General features: G+C 72.8%; 23 protein-coding genes. 17 read left to right on the plus strand and 6 right to left on the minus strand.

Annotation, left to right across the window (positions count from 1 at the left end):
• Window positions 1-29 precede the first annotated feature (29 nt).
• Window positions 30-767, plus strand: coding sequence for a BTAD domain-containing putative transcriptional regulator (locus EP757_RS26500; protein ID WP_160165894.1), 738 nt, complete (start codon window positions 30-32; stop codon window positions 765-767).
• Here the strand turns inward: EP757_RS26500 and EP757_RS26505 are convergent.
• Window positions 754-1629 (minus strand): DUF4437 domain-containing protein, encoded by an 876-nt coding sequence (locus EP757_RS26505; RefSeq protein WP_127550426.1) that lies wholly within the window; start codon window positions 1627-1629, stop codon window positions 754-756. The two genes, EP757_RS26500 and EP757_RS26505, sit on opposite strands and share 14 nt — an antisense overlap.
• An 81-nt stretch (window positions 1630-1710) precedes the next feature.
• Here EP757_RS26505 and EP757_RS26510 point away from each other — a divergent pair, with 81 nt between their 5' ends.
• The 7 genes from EP757_RS26510 (at window position 1711) to EP757_RS26540 (ending at window position 8968) form a co-directional block, all read left to right on the plus strand.
• Window positions 1711-2253 carry a TetR/AcrR family transcriptional regulator gene (locus EP757_RS26510; RefSeq protein ID WP_127550428.1) on the plus strand — a complete coding sequence of 181 codons (543 nt, stop codon included), beginning with the start codon at window positions 1711-1713 and terminating at the stop codon, window positions 2251-2253.
• The gene (locus EP757_RS26515; RefSeq protein WP_127550430.1) at window positions 2250-2993 is read left to right on the plus strand and encodes an arylmalonate decarboxylase; all 744 of its coding nucleotides are present in this window, start codon (window positions 2250-2252) and stop codon (window positions 2991-2993) included. Before EP757_RS26510 ends, EP757_RS26515 begins: the two co-directional genes overlap by 4 nt.
• A 33-nt stretch (window positions 2994-3026) precedes the next feature.
• Entirely contained in the window at window positions 3027-4373 is a 1347-nt protein-coding gene (locus EP757_RS26520) for an MFS transporter (protein ID WP_127550432.1), read from the plus strand.
• Between the two features lie 87 nt (window positions 4374-4460).
• Window positions 4461-5288 (plus strand): alpha/beta fold hydrolase, encoded by an 828-nt coding sequence (locus tag EP757_RS26525; protein ID WP_127550434.1) that lies wholly within the window; start codon window positions 4461-4463, stop codon window positions 5286-5288.
• The gene (locus EP757_RS26530; protein ID WP_127550436.1) at window positions 5285-5986 is read left to right on the plus strand and encodes an ABC transporter ATP-binding protein; all 702 of its coding nucleotides are present in this window, start codon (window positions 5285-5287) and stop codon (window positions 5984-5986) included. Before EP757_RS26525 ends, EP757_RS26530 begins: the two co-directional genes overlap by 4 nt.
• 1 nt (window position 5987) lies before the next feature.
• Window positions 5988-7277 carry a hypothetical protein gene (locus EP757_RS26535; protein WP_127550438.1) on the plus strand — a complete coding sequence of 430 codons (1290 nt, stop codon included), beginning with the start codon at window positions 5988-5990 and terminating at the stop codon, window positions 7275-7277.
• An 86-nt stretch (window positions 7278-7363) separates the two neighbouring features.
• On the plus strand, window positions 7364-8968 hold the full coding sequence (locus EP757_RS26540; protein WP_127550440.1) for an RICIN domain-containing protein: 1605 nt from the start codon (window positions 7364-7366) through the stop codon (window positions 8966-8968).
• A 57-nt stretch (window positions 8969-9025) separates the two neighbouring features.
• On the opposite strand, the gene EP757_RS26545 is transcribed toward EP757_RS26540, so the two are convergent.
• Window positions 9026-9877, minus strand: coding sequence for a hypothetical protein (locus EP757_RS26545; protein ID WP_127550442.1), 852 nt, complete (start codon window positions 9875-9877; stop codon window positions 9026-9028).
• 129 nt (window positions 9878-10006) lie between these two features.
• On the opposite strand from EP757_RS26545, the gene EP757_RS26550 reads away from it, so the two are divergent.
• From EP757_RS26550 to EP757_RS44660, 3 genes are all read left to right on the plus strand, one after another.
• On the plus strand, window positions 10007-10666 hold the full coding sequence (locus tag EP757_RS26550; protein WP_127550444.1) for a response regulator transcription factor: 660 nt from the start codon (window positions 10007-10009) through the stop codon (window positions 10664-10666).
• Window positions 10667-10766: 100 nt separating this feature from the next.
• Complete coding sequence (locus tag EP757_RS26555; RefSeq protein ID WP_127550446.1) at window positions 10767-11246, plus strand: hypothetical protein; 480 nt, start codon at window positions 10767-10769, stop codon at window positions 11244-11246.
• 21 nt (window positions 11247-11267) lie between these two features.
• On the plus strand, window positions 11268-13229 hold the full coding sequence (locus tag EP757_RS44660) for a sensor histidine kinase (RefSeq protein ID WP_127550448.1): 1962 nt from the start codon (window positions 11268-11270) through the stop codon (window positions 13227-13229).
• 57 nt (window positions 13230-13286) lie between these two features.
• Here EP757_RS44660 and EP757_RS26565 read toward each other — a convergent pair whose 3' ends face one another.
• Together EP757_RS26565 and EP757_RS26570 are read right to left on the minus strand one after the other, a co-directional pair.
• Window positions 13287-13862 carry an FMN-binding negative transcriptional regulator gene (locus EP757_RS26565; protein ID WP_127550450.1) on the minus strand — a complete coding sequence of 192 codons (576 nt, stop codon included), beginning with the start codon at window positions 13860-13862 and terminating at the stop codon, window positions 13287-13289.
• A 6-nt stretch (window positions 13863-13868) separates the two neighbouring features.
• On the minus strand, window positions 13869-14747 hold the full coding sequence (locus EP757_RS26570; protein ID WP_232050018.1) for a DMT family transporter: 879 nt from the start codon (window positions 14745-14747) through the stop codon (window positions 13869-13871).
• A 22-nt stretch (window positions 14748-14769) separates the two neighbouring features.
• Here EP757_RS26570 and EP757_RS26575 point away from each other — a divergent pair, with 22 nt between their 5' ends.
• From EP757_RS26575 to EP757_RS26590, 4 genes are read left to right on the plus strand one after another with little or no spacing between them, the layout of a single operon-like run.
• Window positions 14770-16155: a PLP-dependent aminotransferase family protein gene (locus EP757_RS26575; protein ID WP_127550454.1), complete on the plus strand. Its 1386-nt coding sequence runs from the start codon at window positions 14770-14772 to the stop codon at window positions 16153-16155.
• A gap of 27 nt (window positions 16156-16182) precedes the next feature.
• Window positions 16183-16698: a SigE family RNA polymerase sigma factor gene (locus EP757_RS26580; RefSeq protein ID WP_127550456.1), complete on the plus strand. Its 516-nt coding sequence runs from the start codon at window positions 16183-16185 to the stop codon at window positions 16696-16698.
• Window positions 16695-17864, plus strand: a complete 1170-nt coding sequence (locus EP757_RS26585) for a hypothetical protein (protein ID WP_127550458.1) — start codon at window positions 16695-16697, stop codon at window positions 17862-17864. The genes EP757_RS26580 and EP757_RS26585 overlap by 4 nt, the downstream gene beginning before the upstream one ends.
• Window positions 17865-17902: 38 nt before the next feature.
• Window positions 17903-18259, plus strand: a complete 357-nt coding sequence (locus EP757_RS26590; protein ID WP_127550460.1) for a PRC-barrel domain-containing protein — start codon at window positions 17903-17905, stop codon at window positions 18257-18259.
• A 5-nt stretch (window positions 18260-18264) separates the two neighbouring features.
• On the opposite strand, the gene EP757_RS26595 is transcribed toward EP757_RS26590, so the two are convergent.
• Complete coding sequence (locus EP757_RS26595; protein WP_370457690.1) at window positions 18265-19011, minus strand: alpha/beta hydrolase-fold protein; 747 nt, start codon at window positions 19009-19011, stop codon at window positions 18265-18267.
• Window positions 19012-19040: 29 nt separating this feature from the next.
• Here EP757_RS26595 and EP757_RS26600 point away from each other — a divergent pair, with 29 nt between their 5' ends.
• Together EP757_RS26600 and EP757_RS26605 are read left to right on the plus strand one after the other, a co-directional pair.
• Window positions 19041-19511 carry a DinB family protein gene (locus tag EP757_RS26600; RefSeq protein WP_127550462.1) on the plus strand — a complete coding sequence of 157 codons (471 nt, stop codon included), beginning with the start codon at window positions 19041-19043 and terminating at the stop codon, window positions 19509-19511.
• 36 nt (window positions 19512-19547) lie between these two features.
• Complete coding sequence (locus EP757_RS26605; RefSeq protein ID WP_232050710.1) at window positions 19548-20207, plus strand: hypothetical protein; 660 nt, start codon at window positions 19548-19550, stop codon at window positions 20205-20207.
• Here EP757_RS26605 and EP757_RS26610 read toward each other — a convergent pair.
• Window positions 20182-20472, minus strand: coding sequence for a hypothetical protein (locus EP757_RS26610; protein ID WP_232050019.1), 291 nt, complete (start codon window positions 20470-20472; stop codon window positions 20182-20184). The genes EP757_RS26605 and EP757_RS26610 overlap by 26 nt on opposite strands.
• Between the last annotated feature and the right edge of the window lie 95 nt (window positions 20473-20567).

A 20567-nucleotide genomic window follows, 5' to 3' on the forward strand; every position in this document is an offset into this window, starting at 1 on the left:
GCGTGATGGGCTCGTTATGCTGCGGCGTGATGGGTGAGAGTTCCGGGGATCCGGCGGCCACGCTGCGGTTCGAGATCCTCGGGCCGGTCCGGGCTTTCCGGGGCGCCGAGCAGGTCGACATCGGCCCGCTGCGGCAGCGAGCCGTGCTGGCATTGCTGCTGCTCAACGCCGGTAAGCCGGTGCCGGTCCCGGAGATCGTGGCAGCGCTGTGGAACGGTGACCCGCCGGAGAACGGCGTCGACATCGTGCAGCGCTACGTCGGCGGGCTGCGGCGGGCGCTCGACCCGGACCGGACGTCGCTGATCGCCTTCACCGACGACGGCTATGTCCTCCGGCCGAGTGAGAGCGACGCCGCCGAGTTCCGGGCGGCGCTGACCCGGGCGCACACCGAGCACCGGACCGGCAACCTGGACGAGGCCACCTCGCAGGTGAGCGCGGCGCTCGGGCTGTGGCAGAACGAGCCGCTGACCGGGTTGACCGGCCCGGTCTTCGAGTCGGCGCGGGCCCGGCTCAACCTGGAGCGGGCCACCGCCGCGAAGCTGGCCGCCCGCCCGGCCCACACCCGGCCGTTCCCACCCGCTCCCGCGCCGGCCGCCGAGCCCGCGCCGGCCGCTGACCCCGCGCCGGCCCGGCCGCATGCGCCGGCGCAGGTGAAGGAGCCCGCGCCGACCCGGCCCTTTGCTCCGGACGATCCGGCCTATCCGGAGGCCGTGGACCCGTGGGACGGCCACGACCTCTTCCCGCCCGACCCGCTCACTGGTAGGTAGGGTCCGCCCAGCGGCCGGCGCTGCGCGACCGGACCGGCTCGATGAAGCGGGGCGGGACGCTCTGCGGGAAGCCCTCACCCCAGTTGGTGGCGTCGCCGCGCATCTCGACGCGGGCGTTGTCGGTGTACCAGTCGACCAGGTCGGCGTCCGATTGCACGATCCACGTGCAGCCCTTCTCGGCGTCGGCGGTGAAGTCGCCGTGCCGGATCAGCGGGGGACGCCAGAAGTACGTGCCCGGCCACATCTTGCCGAAGTTGTAGTCGAACGCCCCGTCCAGGCAGTACGCCTCCTCCGAGCAGGGGTGATGCGCGAGCGGCTCCTCCCGCCAGCCCGGCTTCGCCTTGATCAGGCGGGTGTAGAAGCCGGTCTTCTCGTCCCGGTGCAGCAGTTTGATGTAGAGCCCCGGCACCGGCGTGCCGCCGAGGTCGAAGCGCATCGGGCTGCCGTCCTTCACGTCGATCCACGGCATCGCCGCGGTGTCGAGCACGACGAGTCCGGGCTCGCCGGCGGTGGTGGTGTCGAAGTGCCAGTCGCCGTACTCGCGGAACAGCAGGACCTCGGTGCCTTCGGTGACCGTGATCGGCGGTGTGAACACTCCGGCCTGTGCCGTCCAGTAACCCTCCGGCCCGAGCACGGTGTCGCCGATCGCGACCGAGCCGGACAGCACGTACCACTCGGTGTCGGCCTGGTGCACGCCGGCGGGGCGGGACCAGTCGCTGGTGAAGCGCACCTTCAGCGACGCGGAGCCGTCCTCCTCGTCGTAGCTCAGGTTGCGCTGCTCGGCGCTGCCGATCGCGTGCTGGAACTCGGCGACGTGCCAGATCAGGTCGCGTTCATCGACGATCTCGACGTGCGGGCGCATGGCGGGCCTCCTCTGTCGGGCTTTTCCAGTGCAGAATGTAGCGGTATTTAGTTTCGTGTACAAGGTGTATCGTCTATTCCCGTGACCCGCCCTGGACGCCCCGCCGGACCGACCGGCGACACCGAGGCCGTCGTGCTCACGGCCGCCCTGAAGCTGCTGCTCGAAGAGGGGCCGGCCGCGCTCACGGCGCAGCGGCTCTACCAGGTCACCGGCGTCTCGCGCACCACGGTCTACCGGCATTGGCCCACCCCGGCCGACGTGCTGGCCGCCCTCATCGACGTCGCGCCGATCCCGCCGGGGGAGCCCACCGGCGACCTCGCCGAGGACCTGCACGCCGAGGTCGACCGGCTCGGCGACCGGCTCCGGGACCGTCCGGTCGCCCGGTTCCTGCAGGCCCTGGTGGTGGCGGACGCGGCCGAGCTGCGGCACCGCTACGTCAGTGACCTGCTCGAGCCGTTCCATACGGTGCTGCGCGCCGCCGGCGTGCCGGACGACGACCGGGAGGACGCGGTCGCGATGATCGCCTCGCCGCTGCTGCTCGACGCTCTGCTGCTGGACCGGCCGCCGGCCCGTGATCGCGCCCACCGCATCGTCGACACCGTGGCAGGAGCCGGAACTAAATGACGAACATCGTCGGACCCCGCGCCCTCTTCGGCGTGATCGTGCCGAGCACGAACACCGTCGTCGAACACGACTACTGGACCGCCCGCGTGCCCGGCGTCGCCTTCCGCGCCGGTTCCATGCACATCCCGAATCCGATGATGGGTGACGACGCCGGCTTCGAGGCCCTGCTCGGGCAGATCCGCGCCTCGATCGACACGGCCGTGCGGGACGCGCTCACCGCGGAGCCCGACCGGATGGTGATGGGCATGTCCGCCGAGACGTTCTGGGGAGGGGTCGCGGGAAACGAGGCGTTCGAAGAGCGGCTCCGCCGGCGTACCAAGATGCCTGTGACCACCGGGGCCAGCTCATGCCGTGCCGCGCTGCAGGCGCTGAAGTGCCGCCGCATCGCGGTCTTCTCGCCCTATCAACCCGTCGCCGACCGGGAGGTCGGAAGGTTCTTCACCGAGGCCGGCTTCGATGTCGCCGCGATCACCGGCCTGCGCTGCCCGACCGCCACCGACATCGCCAAGGTGCCGGAGGAGCGGCTGCGCGCGGAGGTGGCGCGGCTCGACGGGCCTGATGTCGACGCGATCGTCCAGGTCGGGACGAACCTGTCCTTCGTGGCTCTGGCCGACACCCTGGAGCGCGAGCTGGGCAAACCGGTGATCGCCATCAACGCCGCGACGCTCTGGCACGCGCTGCGCTCGCACGGCATCGACGACCGGGTGGACGGCATGGGCGAGCTGCTCCGTTCCCTCTAGCGAAACGTCGTTTCGTTCTGGCAAGATTCCCGCATGGCTCTCACCGATGAATCCGAGCAGATCAAGCAGGTGACGGCCTATCCGGGGCGTGCTCCTGTCCCGGTCCGGCATGGCGCCGCCGCCCCCTTCGGCTGGTGGCCGGCGATCTGCGTGGCGCTGGTCGCCGCGATCGACCGGGTGGAATACAACCTGCTCGCGGGGGCCCTGCCGACCATCCAGAAGGAGTTCGGCTTCAGCGACAGCCAAGGCGGCGCGATCGCCACGGCCGGCGCCCTCGCCGCGATCGTCCTGCTGCTGCCGGCCGGCAAGCTCGCCGACACCGGCAAACGCACCTGGACCATCTCGGTGATCGTCGCGATCTGGGCGCTGCTCACCGTCGGCACCGGCCTGGCCGGCACGTACGCCACGCTGTTCGCGGTCCGGGTGCTGCTCGGCGCGGCCGGTCAGCTCTACAACCCGCCGTCGTCGAGCCTGCTCGGCGACCTCTATCCGGGTCCGGGCCGGGCACGAGCCTATGGGTACGAGCGGATGGCCTACTTCGCCGGCCTCCCGATCGGAGTGATCGCCGGCGGGGCACTCGCGCAGACGGTCGGCTGGCGCACCGGGTTCTTCCTGGTCGCCGTCCCGGGCGTGATCATCGCCCTGCTCGTGCTGACGATCCGCGAACCGGTGCGCGGCCTCGGCGACGACCTGTCCCGGTGGTACACCGGCGCGCCGCCGGTCGAGAAGCAGGCCGACGAGCAGGCCGTTCCGATGAAGACGCAGCTCGTGACGCTGCTGCGGATCCGTACCCTGCGGTCGGTCATCATCGGCCTGAGCATCCTCTTCTTCGGACTGGGCGGCCTGTTCTTCTGGATGCCGTCGTTCTACACCCGCGAGTTCGGCCTGCCCGAGGCGTCGGCCGCCGCCGTCGGTGGCGGCGCCGGCCTGGTCGGGATCGTCGCCGGCATCCTGGCCGGCAGCTGGCTCGGCGACCGCTTCCACCGGCAGCGGGTCGCGATCGGCGGCTGGTCGCTGCTGTTCGGCACGGTCTTCCTGGCCGGCGCGGTGAGCGTCCCGGTCCTGGCCCCGCAGGCGGTCTGCTTCACCCTCGCCAACGTCGGCTTCGCCGCCGCGATCGCCAACCTGACCGCCGCCAACGCCGACGTGGTCGCCGCCCACCGCCGCGGCCTCGGCTTCGCCGTCCTGCAGATGCTGGTCACCCTCGGCGGCGCGCTCGGCCCCTGGCTGATCGGCCTGGCCTCGGACGCCACGGGCTCGCTGCGCTGGGCGTACACGGTGGTGCTGCTGCCGCTGGTGATCGGCAGCCTGATCGTCTTCCGGGGTCAGCGCACCTATGAGCAGGACGCGGCGGCGGCCCTGGGCACCCCGGCCGACTGACCGCGAAGGGCAGGCGGGACTGCCCGTTCGCACGCCGTCGGCCGTGAGGGTTGGGGACGGCAGCCGGACCGGGGATGTACTTCGATCATGAGTGACTACCTGGCCGATCAGGCCGAGACCCGGTTCGTCGACGGCCCGGCGGGGGAGCGGTTCGCCTACCGCCGTTTCGGGAAGGGCGGCGCGATCCCGCTGGTGCTGTGCATGCGGCTGCGCGGCACCATCGATCACTGGGACCCGGCGTTCCTCGACCTGCTCGCCGCCGAGCGCGAGGTCATCGTCTTCGACAACCGGGCGGTGAACCTGTCCACCGGCCCGGCGCCGGCGGGTATCGACGACATGGCGGACGGCGCCGAGCAGTTCATCCGCGCGCTCGGGCTGACCACCGTGGACCTGCTCGGCTGGTCGATGGGCGGGATCGTGGCACAGGGTGTCGCGCTGCGGGCCCCAGGCCTGGTGCGGCGGCTCATCGTGGCCGGCAGCTCGGCCGGTGGTGTCCCGGACCTGCCGGCGCCGCCGCCGAAGGTGAACGAGGTGCTGTCGCACGCGGTGAACGGAGACGAGGACTTCCTCTACCTGTTCTTCGGCGAGTCGGAGCGGGCCCGCGCGGCCGGTCTGGCCTCGCTGCGCCGGCTGGAGACCCGGCTCACGGACGCCGCGGTGAGCCCGGCGACGTACCGGGCGCAGCTGACCGCGATCGCGACCTTCGCGGGCTACTGGCACCGCCAGGACGAGCTGACGCTGCCGGTGCTGGTGGCCAACGGCGCCCACGATGTGATGATCGACTCGTACGCGACGTACGCCATGTCGCGGCGGCTCCCGGACGCCAAGGCCGTACTCTACAGCGATGCCGGCCACGGTTTTCTCTTCCAGCACCCCGAGGACTTCGCCGCCGAGATCAGCCGTTTCCTGACGTGAGCGCGCTGATCGAGGTCGGGAATCTGGGCAAGTCGTTCGGTGACGCGCCGGTGCTGCGGGACGTGAGCCTGACGGTCGACGCCGGCGAGTTCCTGGCGATCGTCGGGCCGAGCGGCTCGGGCAAGTCGACGCTGCTCTACTGCATGTCCGGGCTGGAACCGGCCACCACCGGCGAGGTACGGATCCTGGGGACGCCGCTCGGGCCGCTCGGCCGGGGACGGCTGGCCCGGCTGCGTCGCGACCACCTCGGATTCGTGTTCCAGTCGTACAACCTCATCCCGTCGCTGTCCGCGCGGGACAACGTGGCGCTGCCGGCCCGGCTGGCCCGCCGCAGGATCAGCGACGCGGACGTGGACCGGGCGCTCGCCGATGTGGGGCTCGCCGAGAAGGCACACGCCCGCCCGGCCGAACTCTCCGGCGGTCAGCAGCAGCGTGTCGCGATCGCCAGGGCGCTGGCGCTGCGGCCCGACGTGCTCTTCGCCGACGAGCCGACCGGCGCGCTCGACACCGCCGCCGGCAATCAGGTGCTCGACCTGCTGGCGACGGTGGTGGCGGCCGGCCGCTCGGTCGTCATGGTCACCCACGACCTGCAGGCCGCGGCCCGGGCCGACCGGGTGCTGGTGCTGCGCGACGGCGCCGTGCACCGCGAGCTGAAACATCCGCAGGCCGCCGGGATCTTCGCGGCGATGGGCGCCTGACGTGCTGAGACTGATCGTGAGCGACCTGGTCGCGAACCTCCGGATCTGGCTCGGCGCGCTCGCCGTCGCGGCGGCGACGGCGGCGGTCGGCGCGGTGGTGGGTTGCGGTCTCGCGACAGCGGTCGCGGTGGGCGGGGATGAGGCCCTGGCCCTGTACGCCATCAGCGGCACGATCCTGACGCTCACCGCCGTCACCGCCGTGATCGTCACCGGGACCGTCGCCGGGCTCACCGTGACGCTGCAGCAGCGTGGCTACGCCCTGTGGCAGCTCGCCGGCATCGGACCGGGCCGGGTCCGCGCCGTCGTGACCGCGCAGCTTGCCCTGGTGTCGCTGGCCGGCGCGGCGGCCGGTTGCCTGGTCGCAGTGCCGGCCCTGCGGCCGCTGTGGCGGACGGTGTTCCCCGATCTGCCGTTCCGGTTCACCACGCTCGCGGCCGTTCCGGTGGTCCTCGTCGTGGTGGCCGTCGTGACGATCGGGGGATTCCGGAGCGCGGGACGGGCCGGTCGTACCCCGCCGATCCGATCCCTGCGCGAGCCGGAACCCGCCGCCCGGCGGATGTCGGCGGGCCGCTGGATCGCCGGGGTGTCCACCCTGGCCGTGACCGTGGCGATCGTCGCGAGCCTGCCCGGCGGCGACCCGGCGAAGCTGACCGCGCCGCTGACCCTGCTCGGTCCGCTGACCGCCGGGGTGCTCGCGGCTTTCAGCCCGCTGTTCCTGACCGGGCTGCTGCGGGCCTGGACGGCCGTCGTCCCGGCCACCGCGTCCAGCGCCTGGTTCCTGGCCCGCAACAACACCGCCTACCACCTCGCCCGCGGCACCGGCGCGGTCAACCCGATCATGGTGGCGATCGCCCTGGCCGGCGGCATGTACGCGGCCGACGCGACAGTGGCGGACTCCGCGCCCACGGCCGGCACGGTGCTGTTGCTGCTCGGCGGCCCGATGCTGCTCGCGCTGGTCGGCGCGGCCGCCACCATCGTGATGGGCAGCGGTCCCCGGGAGCGCGAGTACGCCCTGGTCCTCGCGGCCGGTGGCACCCCGGCGACGGTGCTGGTCACGGCCGCCGCCGAAGCGATCATCTACGTGGGGACGGCGGCGCTGCTCGGCACGGCCGCGGTGGCGGTCACCGCGCTGGCCGGGGCCTGGGCGATCGGCGGCACACCGTCGTTCGGCCTGGCGGCGGTGGCCGTGGTGACCGGCACGGGCCTCGCCCTGACCCTGGCCGCGACGGTGGCGCCCACCGCCCTGTCGCTGCGCAACGACGTCCCGCGGACTCTGGCGGGAGACGCCTGACAAAAATCCACGGTGGTCTATATTGAGCCCTTGGGCGCGCTCCCATCCCCCAAGTTGTTAGCGCTCACAGACCGAAGGGTTCCCCCATGCCCGCATCCCCGCCCCGCCGCCGTCGCTGGTGGGCCGCGCTGCTCGTCGTCGTCCTCGGCGGCGCCGGCGCCGCGTTCGGCGTCCAGCAGGCCAGTGCCGCGACGGTCAACACCGCCGCCTGGTACGTCTTCGTCAACCGGCACAGCGCCAAGGCCATGGACGTCTACAACCTGTCCACCACGGCCGGCGCCGGCATCGCCCAGTTCACCCGCAACGACGGCAACTGGCAGCAGTGGCAGTTCGTCGACGCCGGCTCCGGCTGGTACAAGATCAGGAGCCGGCACAGCGGACTGTTCCTGGAGATGCCGAACGCCACCGACGGCACCCAGCTCATCCAGAACACCGACAACGGCACGACCCGGCAGCAGTTCACCCTGAAGGACTCGGCGAACGGCGACGTCCGCTTCGTCAACCGGCACACCGGCAAGGCCCTCGACCTCTGGGAGTGGTCCACCGCCGACGGCGCGATCATCTCCCAGTTCGCCGACGCGGACGGCGCCAACCAGCGGTGGTCGCTGGTCCAGGTCGGCTCCGGCAGCGCCGCGGCCTGCGGGTCCGGCACCTTCCAGTCCGAGGTCACCGTCAGCGGCAGCACCTGGACGGCCCGCAACGCGTCCGGGACCGCCGTCTACACCGGCACCGACTTCCGGGCCGCCGTGCAGGCCGGCATCGGCAGCCTCACCGCCGGGCGCACGTCCCTCCAGCGCGTCGTGGTCCGCGGTAACGGGTCGATGACCGCCGGCAGCCGCATCTCGCTGGCCAGCTACACCTCGCTGTCGGTCTGCGGCACCATCAACGTGACCGGCAGCGGCAGCGGCGACTACGCCCCGATCTACGCGCGCGGGGTCAGCAACATCGAGGTGCCCTACCTCAACGTCACCGGCGCGCCGATCTACGGCATCTTCATGCGCAACGTGTCGAACGTCTGGCTCGGCCAGATCGACATGCGGCTCAGCGCCGGCCTCGGCGTCCGCATCGACAACCGGGGCAACACCGCGGAGTGGACCCGCAACGTGCGGATCGACACCGTCTACGTGTCCGGGGCCTCCTCGCACGCGGTGGAGACGTACGGGGTCGACGGCATCACGATCGGCACGGTGACGGCCCGCAGCGTCGGCGAGTCCGGCCTGCTGCTCAACCAGACGATGAACGCCACGGTCGGTACGGTGGACGCCGACAACGCCGGGGCGGGCACCGGATACGCGGCGTTCCGGATGGCCAACCGCAACGGGCGGGTCGGCGACGCGTACCCGAACAACATCAAGGTCGGAACCGTGAAGGCCCGGGGCGGCGGCCGCGGCGTCTTCTGCGTCTCGGAGAGCGGCGGCTTCACCATCGACCGGGTCGACATCGCGAACACCGGCAACAACGCGATCCTGCTGGAGAACTGCTACAACGGCGTGATCGCCGCGGTCTCCGGCACGGTCAGCGGCGGCGGCGAGATCCGGATCGCGGCCCGGACCGAGTTCGCGCCGTCGTCGGGCATCAGCCTGCGCAACCTGGCGGTGTCGAACACCAACATCACCTGGAGCCCCTGTACGGGTTCGAACAACACCATCACCAACGTGACCCGCACGAACTCCACTCTCACCTGGTGCTGACGTCGCGGCGGGCGGCCACCCTTCGCCAGGGTGGCCGCCCGCCGGTGGCCGCGGTTCTCAGGCGTCGACCGGGTCGGCCGGAGCGCCGGTGAGGGTGAACGCGACCGGGACGTCGCCGTGCTCCGCGGTCCGCAGGAACAGCCGCTCCTGCACGTACGACCGCGTGACGATCACCTCGCGGTCGCCGCTGTCCGGGTCGACCACCACCTGACGCTTCGTTATCCACTTGCCGGTCAGCGTCGCGGTGATCGGCTGGTTGGCGGGTCCGATCGGGATCCCGGCCCGCTCCAGCGGCAGGCTCATGGCCCGGTACACGAGCCCGTCGACGGCGGCCCCGGTCACGCTGTCGGTCGCGACCACGGTGAACGTCGCGGCCTGCCCGTGCGGCAGCGCGTCCGGTTCGACCCGGGAGACCAGCTCGCCCCGCCGGACGCTGAGCCCCTGCCGGGTGGTCTGGACCGGTGGATCGCCGGCGCCGCCGTCGTCACCGCTGCTCTGCTGCCACTGCTCGACGATCCAGATGATCAGCCGGACCGTGAACAGGATGTCCGTCATGATCGGCACGAACCGGTTCTTCGGGGTCGGGCCGTGCCAGACGTCGATGCGGTCGACCCGCCGCGCCACGTCCGGGCCGACGTTGTAGTACTCGTTGTCCCACCGGTTGGAGGTGGACCAGAAGACCAGCCGGCCGTCCACGCCGTACGAGACGAGCGGCGTGATGTGGAGCAGGTTGCCCTCCACGTCGGAGAGCGAGACCAGGACGCCGCCGGTGAACCCGCGCAGATCCCAGTGGGAGAAGGTGTTCGTCCGGACCTGCATGTTGCCGGCGTCGTCGAGCGAGACGATGGACCGCATGTAGCGGGGGCCGCCGATGCTCTGCTCGGTCGTGTCGATGGTGGTGGGTGCCATGGTTCTGCTCCTTCGTGGAAGGCGGGAAGTGGTTGCCCCACCACCGTCGGGCGCGCGCTGTCCCGGTCGCAGGAGACGATGTCCCGGCACGACCGGGAGGATGGCCCGATGCTGTCCTAGGGTGTGGCGATGAGCGCGCCGCGGATCGGGGTGACGGTCCTGATCGTCGACGACCACCCGCTCGTCCGCCGCGGGCTCGCCGCCGTGCTCGACCTCGAGCCCTGGGTCGGCCGGTCGGTGGAGGCGTCCACCAGCGCCGAGGGCGAGCGCCTGGCGATCGCCGAGCAACCCGGCGTCGCGGTGATCGACCTGGGTCTGCCCGACGGCAGCGGCCTCGACCTGATCCACCGGCTCCGCCGTGCCGTGCCGTCCTGCGCGGTCCTGGTGCTGACCATGACGCGCGACGACGGGCTGGTGCGCGGCTGCCTCGCGGCCGGCGCCAGTGGCTACGTGCTCAAGGACTCCACTCCGGAGGTCGTCCTCAACGCGCTGCGCACGGTCGCCGACGGAGGCCTGGTGCTCGGACCGCGGGTCGGCGGACCGGCGGCCCTGGGACCGGGCCGTCCGGCGGCGATGCCACCGCCGCTGGACCGGCTGCAGCCACGGGATCTGCGGCTGCTCTCGCTGGTCGCCGAGGGGCGCAGCAACGGCCAGATCGCGCGGGTCATGGGGATCAGCGAGAAGACGGTCCGTAATCGGCTGTCCGGTGTGCTCACCACGCTCGGTGTCGCCGACCGGGTGCAGGCGGCTCTGCTGGCCCGCGAGCACGGCTTGCCGCCCCCCGGATAACGGCGTTGCCCGGCCACCGCCGCTGTGCCAGCCTGGATCCGGGCGGCCGGACAGGCCCGCGCCGCGGGTTGTCGAGAGGCCGGTGCCGAGGGGAAGAGCCATGCGGGACGCCGATGCGCTGATGCTCGCCATCCGGGATGACAACCGGTTCCTCCACGTCGGACCGGGTGGGATCGCCCTCGCCCATCTGCGCGAGGAGGAGACCGGCGTTCCGCTCGACTACGGCGAGGGCGCCCGCGATCCGTTCGACTTCTTCGACGGCGACGGCGTCCGGTGGTTGCGGGAGCCGCCCGGCACCGGTCTGCGCCTCGTGCCCGCGGACGCCGAGGTCACCCCGCCACGCTTCCTGCTGGACCGGATCGACGCGGTGCTCGCGCACATGCAGGTGGTGCTCAACGAGACGCCGGGTTTCGGGAGCGTCCCCGGCCCGCCGATGGTCCGGGTGCCCCGCCCGGAGGGCACCCTGCCGGAGGTGATGGTGCGGCTCGACGAGCTGTTCCGCGGTCTGCGCCCGCCGCAGCCCGACAAGGGCAGCTTCTTCCACATGCTGGCGCATCTGGCCGGCACCGCCCACACCTGACCGGCGCGCGGGACCAGGACGATGACGGCCCCGGAGCGGAGGCTCGTGGACCGGCCGGCTCCGATGCTGATCGCCGCGGGGACGGGGCTGGCCGGCCTGGCGGTCGCGGGCGGGCTGCTGGACATGCGCGGGCCGACGCCGACGCCGGTGGCGATCCCGGCGATGCTGGCGGTGTCGTTCGCGCCGCTCGGGGTCTTCGTCCTGCGCCGCCTGCCCGGCCACCCGCTGGGGCGGCTGATGCTCCTCGTCGGCGTCACCGCCACCGTGGCCGTCGTGGCCGCCTGCTGGTCGGCGTGGCTGCCGCTGGCGTGGCTCAGCCAGTGGGCGTGGTGGCCGCCCCTGGCGACGATCCCGCTGATCATGCTGGTGATCCCGGACGGCAGGACGCCGTCGCCACGGCGGCGCGTGGCCGGCGCCGTCCTGGTGATCGCCGGAGGCGTGGCCACCGGAGCGCTGGCGATCGCCGCGCTGCTGCGGCCGAGGACGCTGCTCACGGTGGTCGACGATCGGCCGCCGCCCGGGCTGCGATGGCTTGGCGTGGTCGCGCTGTCCATGGTGGGCGTCGTGGCGGTCACCACGCTGGTCGTCGTGGTCCTCCTGGTCGCCCGCCTGCCCGGCCTCGACCGGGAACAGCGCCAGCAGCTCGCCTGCCTGCTGCCGAGCGCCGTGCTGCTGGTGGCGGGCATCGCCCTCGACTACGGCAACGTCCCGTACGGCGGGCTGATCGCCATCCCGGCGCTGCCCCTGGGACTGACCTTCGCCGTCCTGCACTACCGGTGGCACGACCTGGACCTCTACATCCACCGGGGGCTGGTCTGGCTGACCCTGACCGGGCTGGCCGTCGGCGTCTTCGCGCTGACCGCCACGGTCGTCGGCCGGACCGTCGCGGCCGCCACCGGCTGGACGGCGGCGATCGTCGCGGTCGGCGCCGTGGCGGCGGCCCTGCACCCGGCGGAACGGGCCGCCCGGCGCGCGATCGACCGGCTGCTCTACGGCCGGCGCGACGACCCGTACCTGATCCTGACCCGGACCGGGCAGCACCTGCGCGCGGTGGTCGACCCGCTCGACGTGCTGCCACGATTGCTGACGAGCCTGATGGACGGGCTGCGGGTGCCGTACGCCGCGATCGCCCTTCGCGCGCTGAGCTCCGCCTCCGAGCCGCTGGTGTTCGAGCAGGGCAGACGCTCGGGGGAGCCGGTCCGGTTCCCGATGCAGGCCCACGGTTCGGTGGTCGGCGATCTGCTCGTGGCGCCACGCCGGCCCGGCGCCGCCTTCCTGGCCGGGGAGACGCGACTGCTGAGCGTCCTCGCCTCGCAGGCGGCTCTGGCGGCGGAGGCCTGCCGCAGCACGCTCGAACTGCAGGCCGCCCGGGAACGCCTGGTGTTCGCCCGCGAGGAGGAACGCCGCAGGCTGCGCCGCGACCTGCACGACGGCGTGGCGTCGGCGCTGACCGGGGCCCGGCTGCTGGCCGACGCCGCCCGGCGAGCTCTCCCGGACGGCCCCGGCCCTCACCTGCTCGGCACGCTGACGACCGAGCTGGAGAGCTGCGCCACCGAGGTCCGCTCGCTGATCGACGGCCTGCGCCCGGCGGCCCTGGACGACGGCCTGCGCACCGCCGTCGCCGGGCTGACCCTGCGCCGGCCCGGCGACGGACCCCGGTTCGCGATGGACACCGGCGGCGATCTCGACCACCTGCCCGCGGCCGTCGAGGTCGCGGCCTACCGGATCGTGGCGGAGGCGGTGACGAACGTCGTCAAGCACGCGCACGCGGAGCACTGCCGGGTCGGTCTGCATCGCGACGGCGACCGTCTGACGGTGACGATCACCGATGACGGCGCGTGGGCGGGCGAGCAGGCCGAGGACCGGCAGCCGGTGGGGCTGATCTCGATCCGGTCGCGGGTCGAGGAGCTCGGCGGCCGGTGCGACATCGAGCCCTCGGCCGCCGGAACCCGCGTGCACGTCGTCCTGCCGGTGCACACCTGAGCGGGATCAGCCCAGCGCCGGGATCAGCCCAGCGCCGGGATCAGCCCAGCGCCGGGTTCAGCCCAGCGCTCGCATCGCCGCGGCGACCGGCTCGTCGATGTTCGCCACCACCCCGGCGATGTCCGCTTCCGATCGGTTCTGGCTGAGCTTCTGCTTCGCCTCGATGCGGGTGATCCTCAGTTCGACGCCGACGATGGCCCGCAGCTGTCCCTCGATGAAGCGGGCCGGCGCGTCCTCGACGACCCACTCCGGCTCGTGCTTGCCGGTCAGCTGCCGGACCTGATCGGCCAGCCAGGCCGGGTCGTCGTGCACCACGAGCGTGCCGTAGACGTGCAGCACCACGTAGTTCCAGGTCGGGACGGTGCGGCCGTGCTCGGCCTTGGTGGCGTACCAGGTCGGGGAGACGTACGCGTCCGGCCCGCGCACGATCGCGAGGGCCTCGCCGAGGACCGGGCGCTTCCACTGGTCGTTGTTGCGCGCCAGGTGGCTGCGCAGGGAGTGGGTCGCCGCGTCGTAGACGAACGGGACCGGTGTCGCGACGATGCCCTCGGCGGTGGCGGTGATCAGGTCGGCGAGGCCGCCGTTCTCCAGGAGGGAGTGGTCGGTGGTGGCGAAGTGCGCGGGGACGTACATGTCGGGTCAGCCTTTCGCCGCGGTGCGCTGAGCGAGCACCACACATCCGAGCACGATAGCCGCCGCGCCGACGGACGCGCCGCCGACTTCCTCGCCGAGCAGCAGCGCCGACCAGAGCAGCGTGAGCAGTGGCTGGATCAGCTGGATCTGGCCGACGCGGGCGATGCCGCCACGGGCGAGCCCGGCGTACCAGGCGAAGAAGCCGAGGAACATCGAGACGGCGGTGAGGTAGCCGAACGCCGCCCATCCGGCCGGGCCGGCGTGCGGAGGGACGAGCAGGGCGCTGGTCAGGGTCACCGGGACGGTGGCGGGCAGGGCGGCGATCAGGGCCCAGCAGATCGTACGAGCCCCGCCCAGCTCCCGCGACAACGCGCCGCCTTCGGCGTACCCGAGTCCGCACAGGATCACGGCCACCAGCAGGAAGAGATCGGTGTGCGTGAGGGATCCGTGCACCTCGCCGCTGACCACCAGGAATGTCAGCACCACGGCCAGGCCGCCGAGACCGGCCAGCCAGAACAGCGCCGGCGGGCGTTCCCCGGCCCGCAGCACCGCGAAGATCGCCGTCATCGCCGGGAGGACGGTCACGACGACAGCGCCGTGCGCCGACGTCGACGTGGTGAGCGCGAGCGACGTGAACAGCGGGAACCCGACGACGACGCCGAGCGCCACGATCACGAGCCGCCGCCACTGCCGGGGTGTGGGCGCCGCCGCACCGGTGAACCGCAGGTATCCCCAGGCCAGCGCCGCCGCGCCGACCGCACGCCCGAAGGCGACGAACCACGGGTCCAGGTCGGCGACGGCCACCCTGGTGAACGGCAGGGACAGGCTGAACGCGAGAACGCCCAGCGCTCCCAGCAACAAACCCGCCGTTACCGTCCTCGGCACGATAGCGCTACTCTGTACTGTCATGGAGAACGGTAACGCAGCCACCCGCGTCATCCAAGATCTCCGGCGGGTGGCGGCCGTCTCCGCGCCCGGCTCCCGGCTGCCCTCGGTGCGGGAGCTGACCGCCCGCCACCAGGCCTCCCCGGTCACCGTCGCCGCCGCGATCCGCCGGCTCGTGACGGAAGGCGTGGTGGAGACGCGGAACGGCCGCGGCACCTTCGTGGCGGCCCGCCCGGACCGTTCCCGCACCCCCGACCTCTCCTGGCAGACGGTCGCGCTCGGCCCGGCCCGATCCGGAGCGCACGAGATGCAAGCGTTACTGGCGATACCGCCCGCGGGTGCCATCTCGCTCAGCACCGGCTACCTCGACACCGATCTCCAGCCGGCCGCCGCGCTCGGCGCCGCCCTGGCCCGGGCCGCCCGCCAGCCCGCCTCGTGGCAGCGCGGCGCGGTCGAGGGCCGGGAGGACCTGCGGGCCTGGTTCGCCCGGGAGTCCGGCGGCGGGCTCCGCGCCGAGGACATGGTCGTCTGCCCGGGTGGGCAGGCCGCGCTCTCCACCGCGATGCGGGCGCTCACCGTCCCCGGCGACACCGTGCTCGTCGAGTCGCCGACCTATCTGGGCGCGCTGGCCGTGGCCCGGGCGGCCGGGCTGCGGGTGGTGCCGGTCCCGGCCGACGACGACGGTGTGCGGCCCGACCAGCTGGCCGCCGCGTTCGCCCGGACCGGCGCGAAGCTCTTCTACTGCCAGCCGCTGCACGCCAACCCGACCGGCGCGACGCTGGCGGAGTCCCGGCGGGACGCGGTCGCCGCGACGGTCCGGGACGCCGCCGCGTTCCTCATCGAGGACGACTACGCCCGCGACCTCACCATCGACGTGTCACCGCCCGCGCCGCTCGCCGCCGACGACCCCGACGGCCACGTCGTCTACCTGCGCAGCCTCACCAAACCGGCGGCGCCCGGCCTGCGTGTCGCGGCGATCGGCGCCCGTGGTCCGGCCGGCGCCCGGCTGCGCGCCGCCCGGCTGCTCGACGACTTCTTCGTCTCCGGGCCGCTGCAGGCCGCGACCTGCGAATTCGTCTCGTCCCCGGCCTGGGCGCGGCACCGCAGGGCCCTCGGCGCCGCCCTGCGCGACCGCCGGGACGCGCTGCTCACCGCCCTGTCCCGGCACCTGCCCGACCTGGTTCCCCCGCGCGTCCCCCGAGGCGGCATGCACCTCTGGGCCCGCCTGCCGGACGGCGTCGACGACACGGCGCTGGCCACCGCCGCCGCGGCGCAGGGCGTCGTCGTCTTCCCCGGCCGCCCGTGGTTCGCGGCGGAGCCGGCCGGGGCCTTCCTGCGCCTGAGCTACGCGGCCAGCCCACCCGACCGGATGGACGAGGCGGTCCGGCGGCTGGCCCGGGCATTCTGAGGACCACCCAACCTTTCAGCGGGGCCCATGCGTTCAAAGGATGTGAACAGCGAGCCGGAGTTCGTCGCCTTCGTGCAGGCGCGTCAGCACCGCCTGCTGCGGTCGGCGTACCTGATCTGCGGCGACCACCACCTCGCCGAGGATCTGCTGCAGAACGCGCTGGTCAAGCTCGCGCTGCGGTGGAGCCGGGTGCGGGACGGCGACCCGGAGGCGTTCGTGCGCACGATCCTCTACCGCGACGCCGTCTCCTGGTGGCGGCGGATCCGGCGCGAGCGCCTCGGCACGGACATCCCCGAACCACCGCCCGAGCAGGGCCACGACGTCCCGACGCGATTACTCTTCGTGCGCGCGCTGGGCCGGCTCGCTCCTCGCCAGCGGGCTGTCCTCGTCCTGCGGTACTTCGACGATCTGAGCGAAGCGCGTACCGCAGAAGTCCTTGGAATTTCCATCGGAACGGTGAAAAGCCAGGCCAGTGATGGGCTGCGCCGATTGCGAGAGCTCGCGCCCGAGTTGGGCGACGCGCTGCGGGAGGTGTCACGATGAGCCACAACGAGCTGAAGGATCTCCTGGAGGACGCCTCGGCCGCGGTGCAGGCGCCGTCGCTCGCTCACTCTTCGTGGGCGCACGCGCGAAAGATCAAACGCCGCCGGTACGCCGGCACCGCTGTGGCGGCTGCCGTTCTGCCGATCCTGGCCGTCCTCTTGCCGGCGGTCTCGCCATCGCCGCCTCCCGTGGTCACGCCGACGCCCGCCGTCCTGGCCCCCGAGGTGCAGCAACTCCCGTCCACCATGCCGGAACGCCTGGTGGCGCCCCTGCCGGCGGTCGGCGCCGACCTGGTCCCCTCGGACTTCCAGCCGTTGTCGCGGCACCCGATCGACGCGGCCATGGCGGTCGTGCAGGCCACTCCGGAGGAGACCGGCGACCAGCCGCAGCCGATCTACGCGCTGGCGCCCGACGGCCTCTGGGTGCAGATCGACGTCGGCGACCTGACGTTCACCCACGACGAGGGCGGCAACCAGGCCGCGCCGCTGCGCCCCCTGTCGCTGTCCCCGGACCGCCGCCGCGTCGCCCTGCCGCAGCCGCAGGCCGTCGTGGTCGTCGACCTGACCACGGCGAAGGCACATCGGATCGCGGTGCCGGGCCTCAACGAGCAGGTGGCCTGGCAGGACGACACGACGGTGCTGGTCGGCGCGGGCGGACCGGGCGCGTCCGCGGTGGACTGGGCCGCCGGAACCATCGCCCCGCTGCCCGCGGCTCTGTCGCTCTGGGACAGCGTCGGTTTCCGCGACGGCACCTTCATCGAGTTGCCTGCCACCCGTCGCGAGCTGCGAACATGGCACCCGGACGAGGCCACGCCGGTCCGTTCCACCGGGCTGACCGACCCGCCCGGCTACGCCGTCAACGAGTGGTACGGCTCCCCGATCACCGACGGCGCCCGGGTCGTCCGCGGCTCGTGGGGCAGCACGCCCACCCAGGGATACGAGGCGATCGCCGTGGTCGGCGCGGACGACGGCGTGGTCGAGCGTGTCCTGGACCTGGGCCCGGGCCGGTGGAAGGGCTGCTGCAAGCCGCTGACGTTCCTCGGCGCCGACACCGTGCTGGTGCAGACCGAGCGGGACGCCGTGATCGCGTGGAACTTCCGGACCGGGGCCGTGCAGGTGGTGACGAGCGGCCCGTTCAGCGGCATCCTGTCGATCCGCGCGCCGTGAGCCGTTTCCCCGTCGCTCGCTGCGGGAACTGCCACAGCATGTTCCCAGCGGAGAGCCTGCGCGACTGGCGCGGCGAGAGCGTCATCGACCCGGACGGCGACAAGATCGGCGACCTGGAGGCGGTGTACGTCGACACCCTCGACGACCAGCCGGCCTTCGCCACCGTCCGGGTCGGCTTCATCGGCCGCCACCGGCTCGTCCTCGTACCCCTGGCCGGCGCGACGGTCACGCCCAAAGCGGTCCGGGTCCGCGTCGCCAAGAAGCTGGCGTCGACCGCCCCGAGCATCGACGTGGACGGCGAGCTGGCCGCCACCGACGAGCCGGCCGTCTTCGCCCACTACGACCTGCCCTACCAGCCCGGCATCTCCGGAGCCCGCCGCCTGGCCCGCCGCTGACCACCTCAGGTGAGGGTGGACGCCACGAAGTCGAAGGCGTCGGGGATCAGCGTCGACCAGTACGGGAAGTGGTGCCGGCCCGGGCCGAAGCCGCCGGCCCGTGGCGGGATCGGCAGCGACGCCCACAGGGTGCGGACGTCGTCGTAGAGGTCGTCGTCCTTGCCGCACCACAGGCCGACCGGGGTGCGGCCGATCCGCTCGAGACCGTCGAAGACGGCGTCGCCGGGCGCGACCGCGGGGGAGAAGGCCGCCACCGAGCGGACGAAACCCGGGAACGTCGCGGCGAGCAGCAACGCTCCGGATCCGCCCATCGACCAGCCCCAGGCCGCCGCCCGGGTCGTGTCGAAGCCGCGGTCGGCACACCACGCCGGCATCTCCTGGCGGACCATCCACTGCGGGTCGTCGCCGCCGCGCGGCCGCCACGCCAGGCGGTCACCGGTCGCGCCGGCCAGCACGAAGGGGGCGGCGCCCCGCTGTACCGCGTCGGTCAGGAACCGGCCCAGGCCCAGGCCGGAGAAGTCCGCCGGACGTTTCGAGCCGCCGTGCAGGACGAAGCAGACCGGCAGTCCGCGGCCGTCGCCGTGCCCCGCCGGAACAGCCGTCCAGAAGTCAACGGTCCGCCCGCGCGCTGCCGAGAACCGCTGCTCGAGACGTTCGTCGCCGGCCGGGGCGGAGGGGATGACCGGTTCCGGGGAGCAGCCGGCGGCCAGCGCCAGCATCGAACCACCGAGGAGGAATGCCCGTCGTCGCACGTCTGATCAACGCCTGACATGCTGTCCGGATGTCCTCCTTCCACGAACCGATGCGTGAGCAGCTCGACGGGTTCATCGACGAGCATCGCCGGATGCTGGCCGGGTGCCTCGACGGCCTCACCGAGGAGCAGGCACGACGCCGGCTGGTGCCGTCACGGACCACCCTGCTCGGTCTCGTCAAACACGTCACGGTCGTGGAGCAGGTGTGGTTCGACGAGGCCGTCACGGGCCGCTCCCGTGCCGAGATCGGCATCCCGGACACCCCGGACGACTCGTTCGTCCTGGAGGAAGGGGACACGATCGCCGGTGTGCGCGACGCGTACGACAAGGCCTGTGACCGATCGCGGAGGGCGACCGCACCGCTCAGCCTGGATGATCTCCTGCCCGGCAATCGCCGGGGTCCGCTGCCGCTGCGCTGGGTCCTGCTGCACGTCCTGCGCGAGCTGGCGCAGCACTGCGGTCATGCCGACATTCTGCGCGAGCAGATCCTGGCGGAATAGAGCGGCCGTTCACGGGTACCGATGCCACCCGTGAGAATGGTCGCGGCCGCGGTGGTGGCTCTGCTGGCGGGGATCCGGGTGACGCGGTCCCGGCATCGGCGATTCCTGCACCCGGCCGGCCGCTCGTTCACCGGCGAACTCGAGATCTGGGGTGCGCCGGCGCGAACCGGATCGGTGCTGCTCGACAACCCGAGCCATTGGCCGGTGACGATCCGCTTGTCGAAGGGGATCGGCACGCGGGGGAGCCGCCCGGACGTCCTCGGCGTGGCGATCCGGCTGCACGGGCACGGCACCGATCTGCTGCTCTCCACGGCCGGGACCGGCCCGATGACCCGTCATCTGCCCGCACCGCGACGGTCGTTCGCCTCTCATTACGGCTCCATCACCGCGTACCGGACGGGAGATGACCGCAAGATCTATCTCTCCGCCGGACCCAGCCGGACCGGAACACCGCTGGGCCGCAGCCTCGGCACGGTGACCGCCGCCGCCCTGACCGGAAACGCCCAGCTGGTGCTGTGCGCCGACGAGCAGCCGTTCGGGCGGGTGACGTTCGGCGAGCTCATCCCGGGCACCGCCGACGCCGCGCTGGCCTTCGACCCGATCCGCAACGCCACGCCGGACCTGCGCCCGACCGGCGCGATCCACGGGACGCGGGCGCTGGCCTATCGGGTCAGTCAGCGCTGGCGTCGTCGCTGAGCAGTTCCCACCGCTGCCGGCGCTCCGCGGGCGACTGCTCCCACCAGGGGGTGCCGCGTTCGCCGAGCGCCACCTTGGCGGCCTGGACCTTGGAGCGTGCCGGGGCGGGATCCTTGCCCTGGCGGGTCAGGACGCCGACCTCGCGCCGGGCCGCCATCAATGACTTCCGCAGCCGCGCGGCCACCTCCTCCGGGATCTCCGGATCGGTCGCCCGCCACCGCCGTCCGTTGATGATCACGTAGCGACCGTCCTCGGTCCTCTCCATGCCGATCATCCTTACCCCGCAGTGCCGGTGCGTCACCACAGTCCGGGGACCGTCGTTCCCCTCGCTGGTATCTCAGACCGACGAGGAGCACCGGC

Origin of the sequence: Actinoplanes sp. OR16, from assembly GCF_004001265.1 — a bacterium.
Lineage (GTDB): Bacteria > Actinomycetota > Actinomycetes > Mycobacteriales > Micromonosporaceae > Actinoplanes.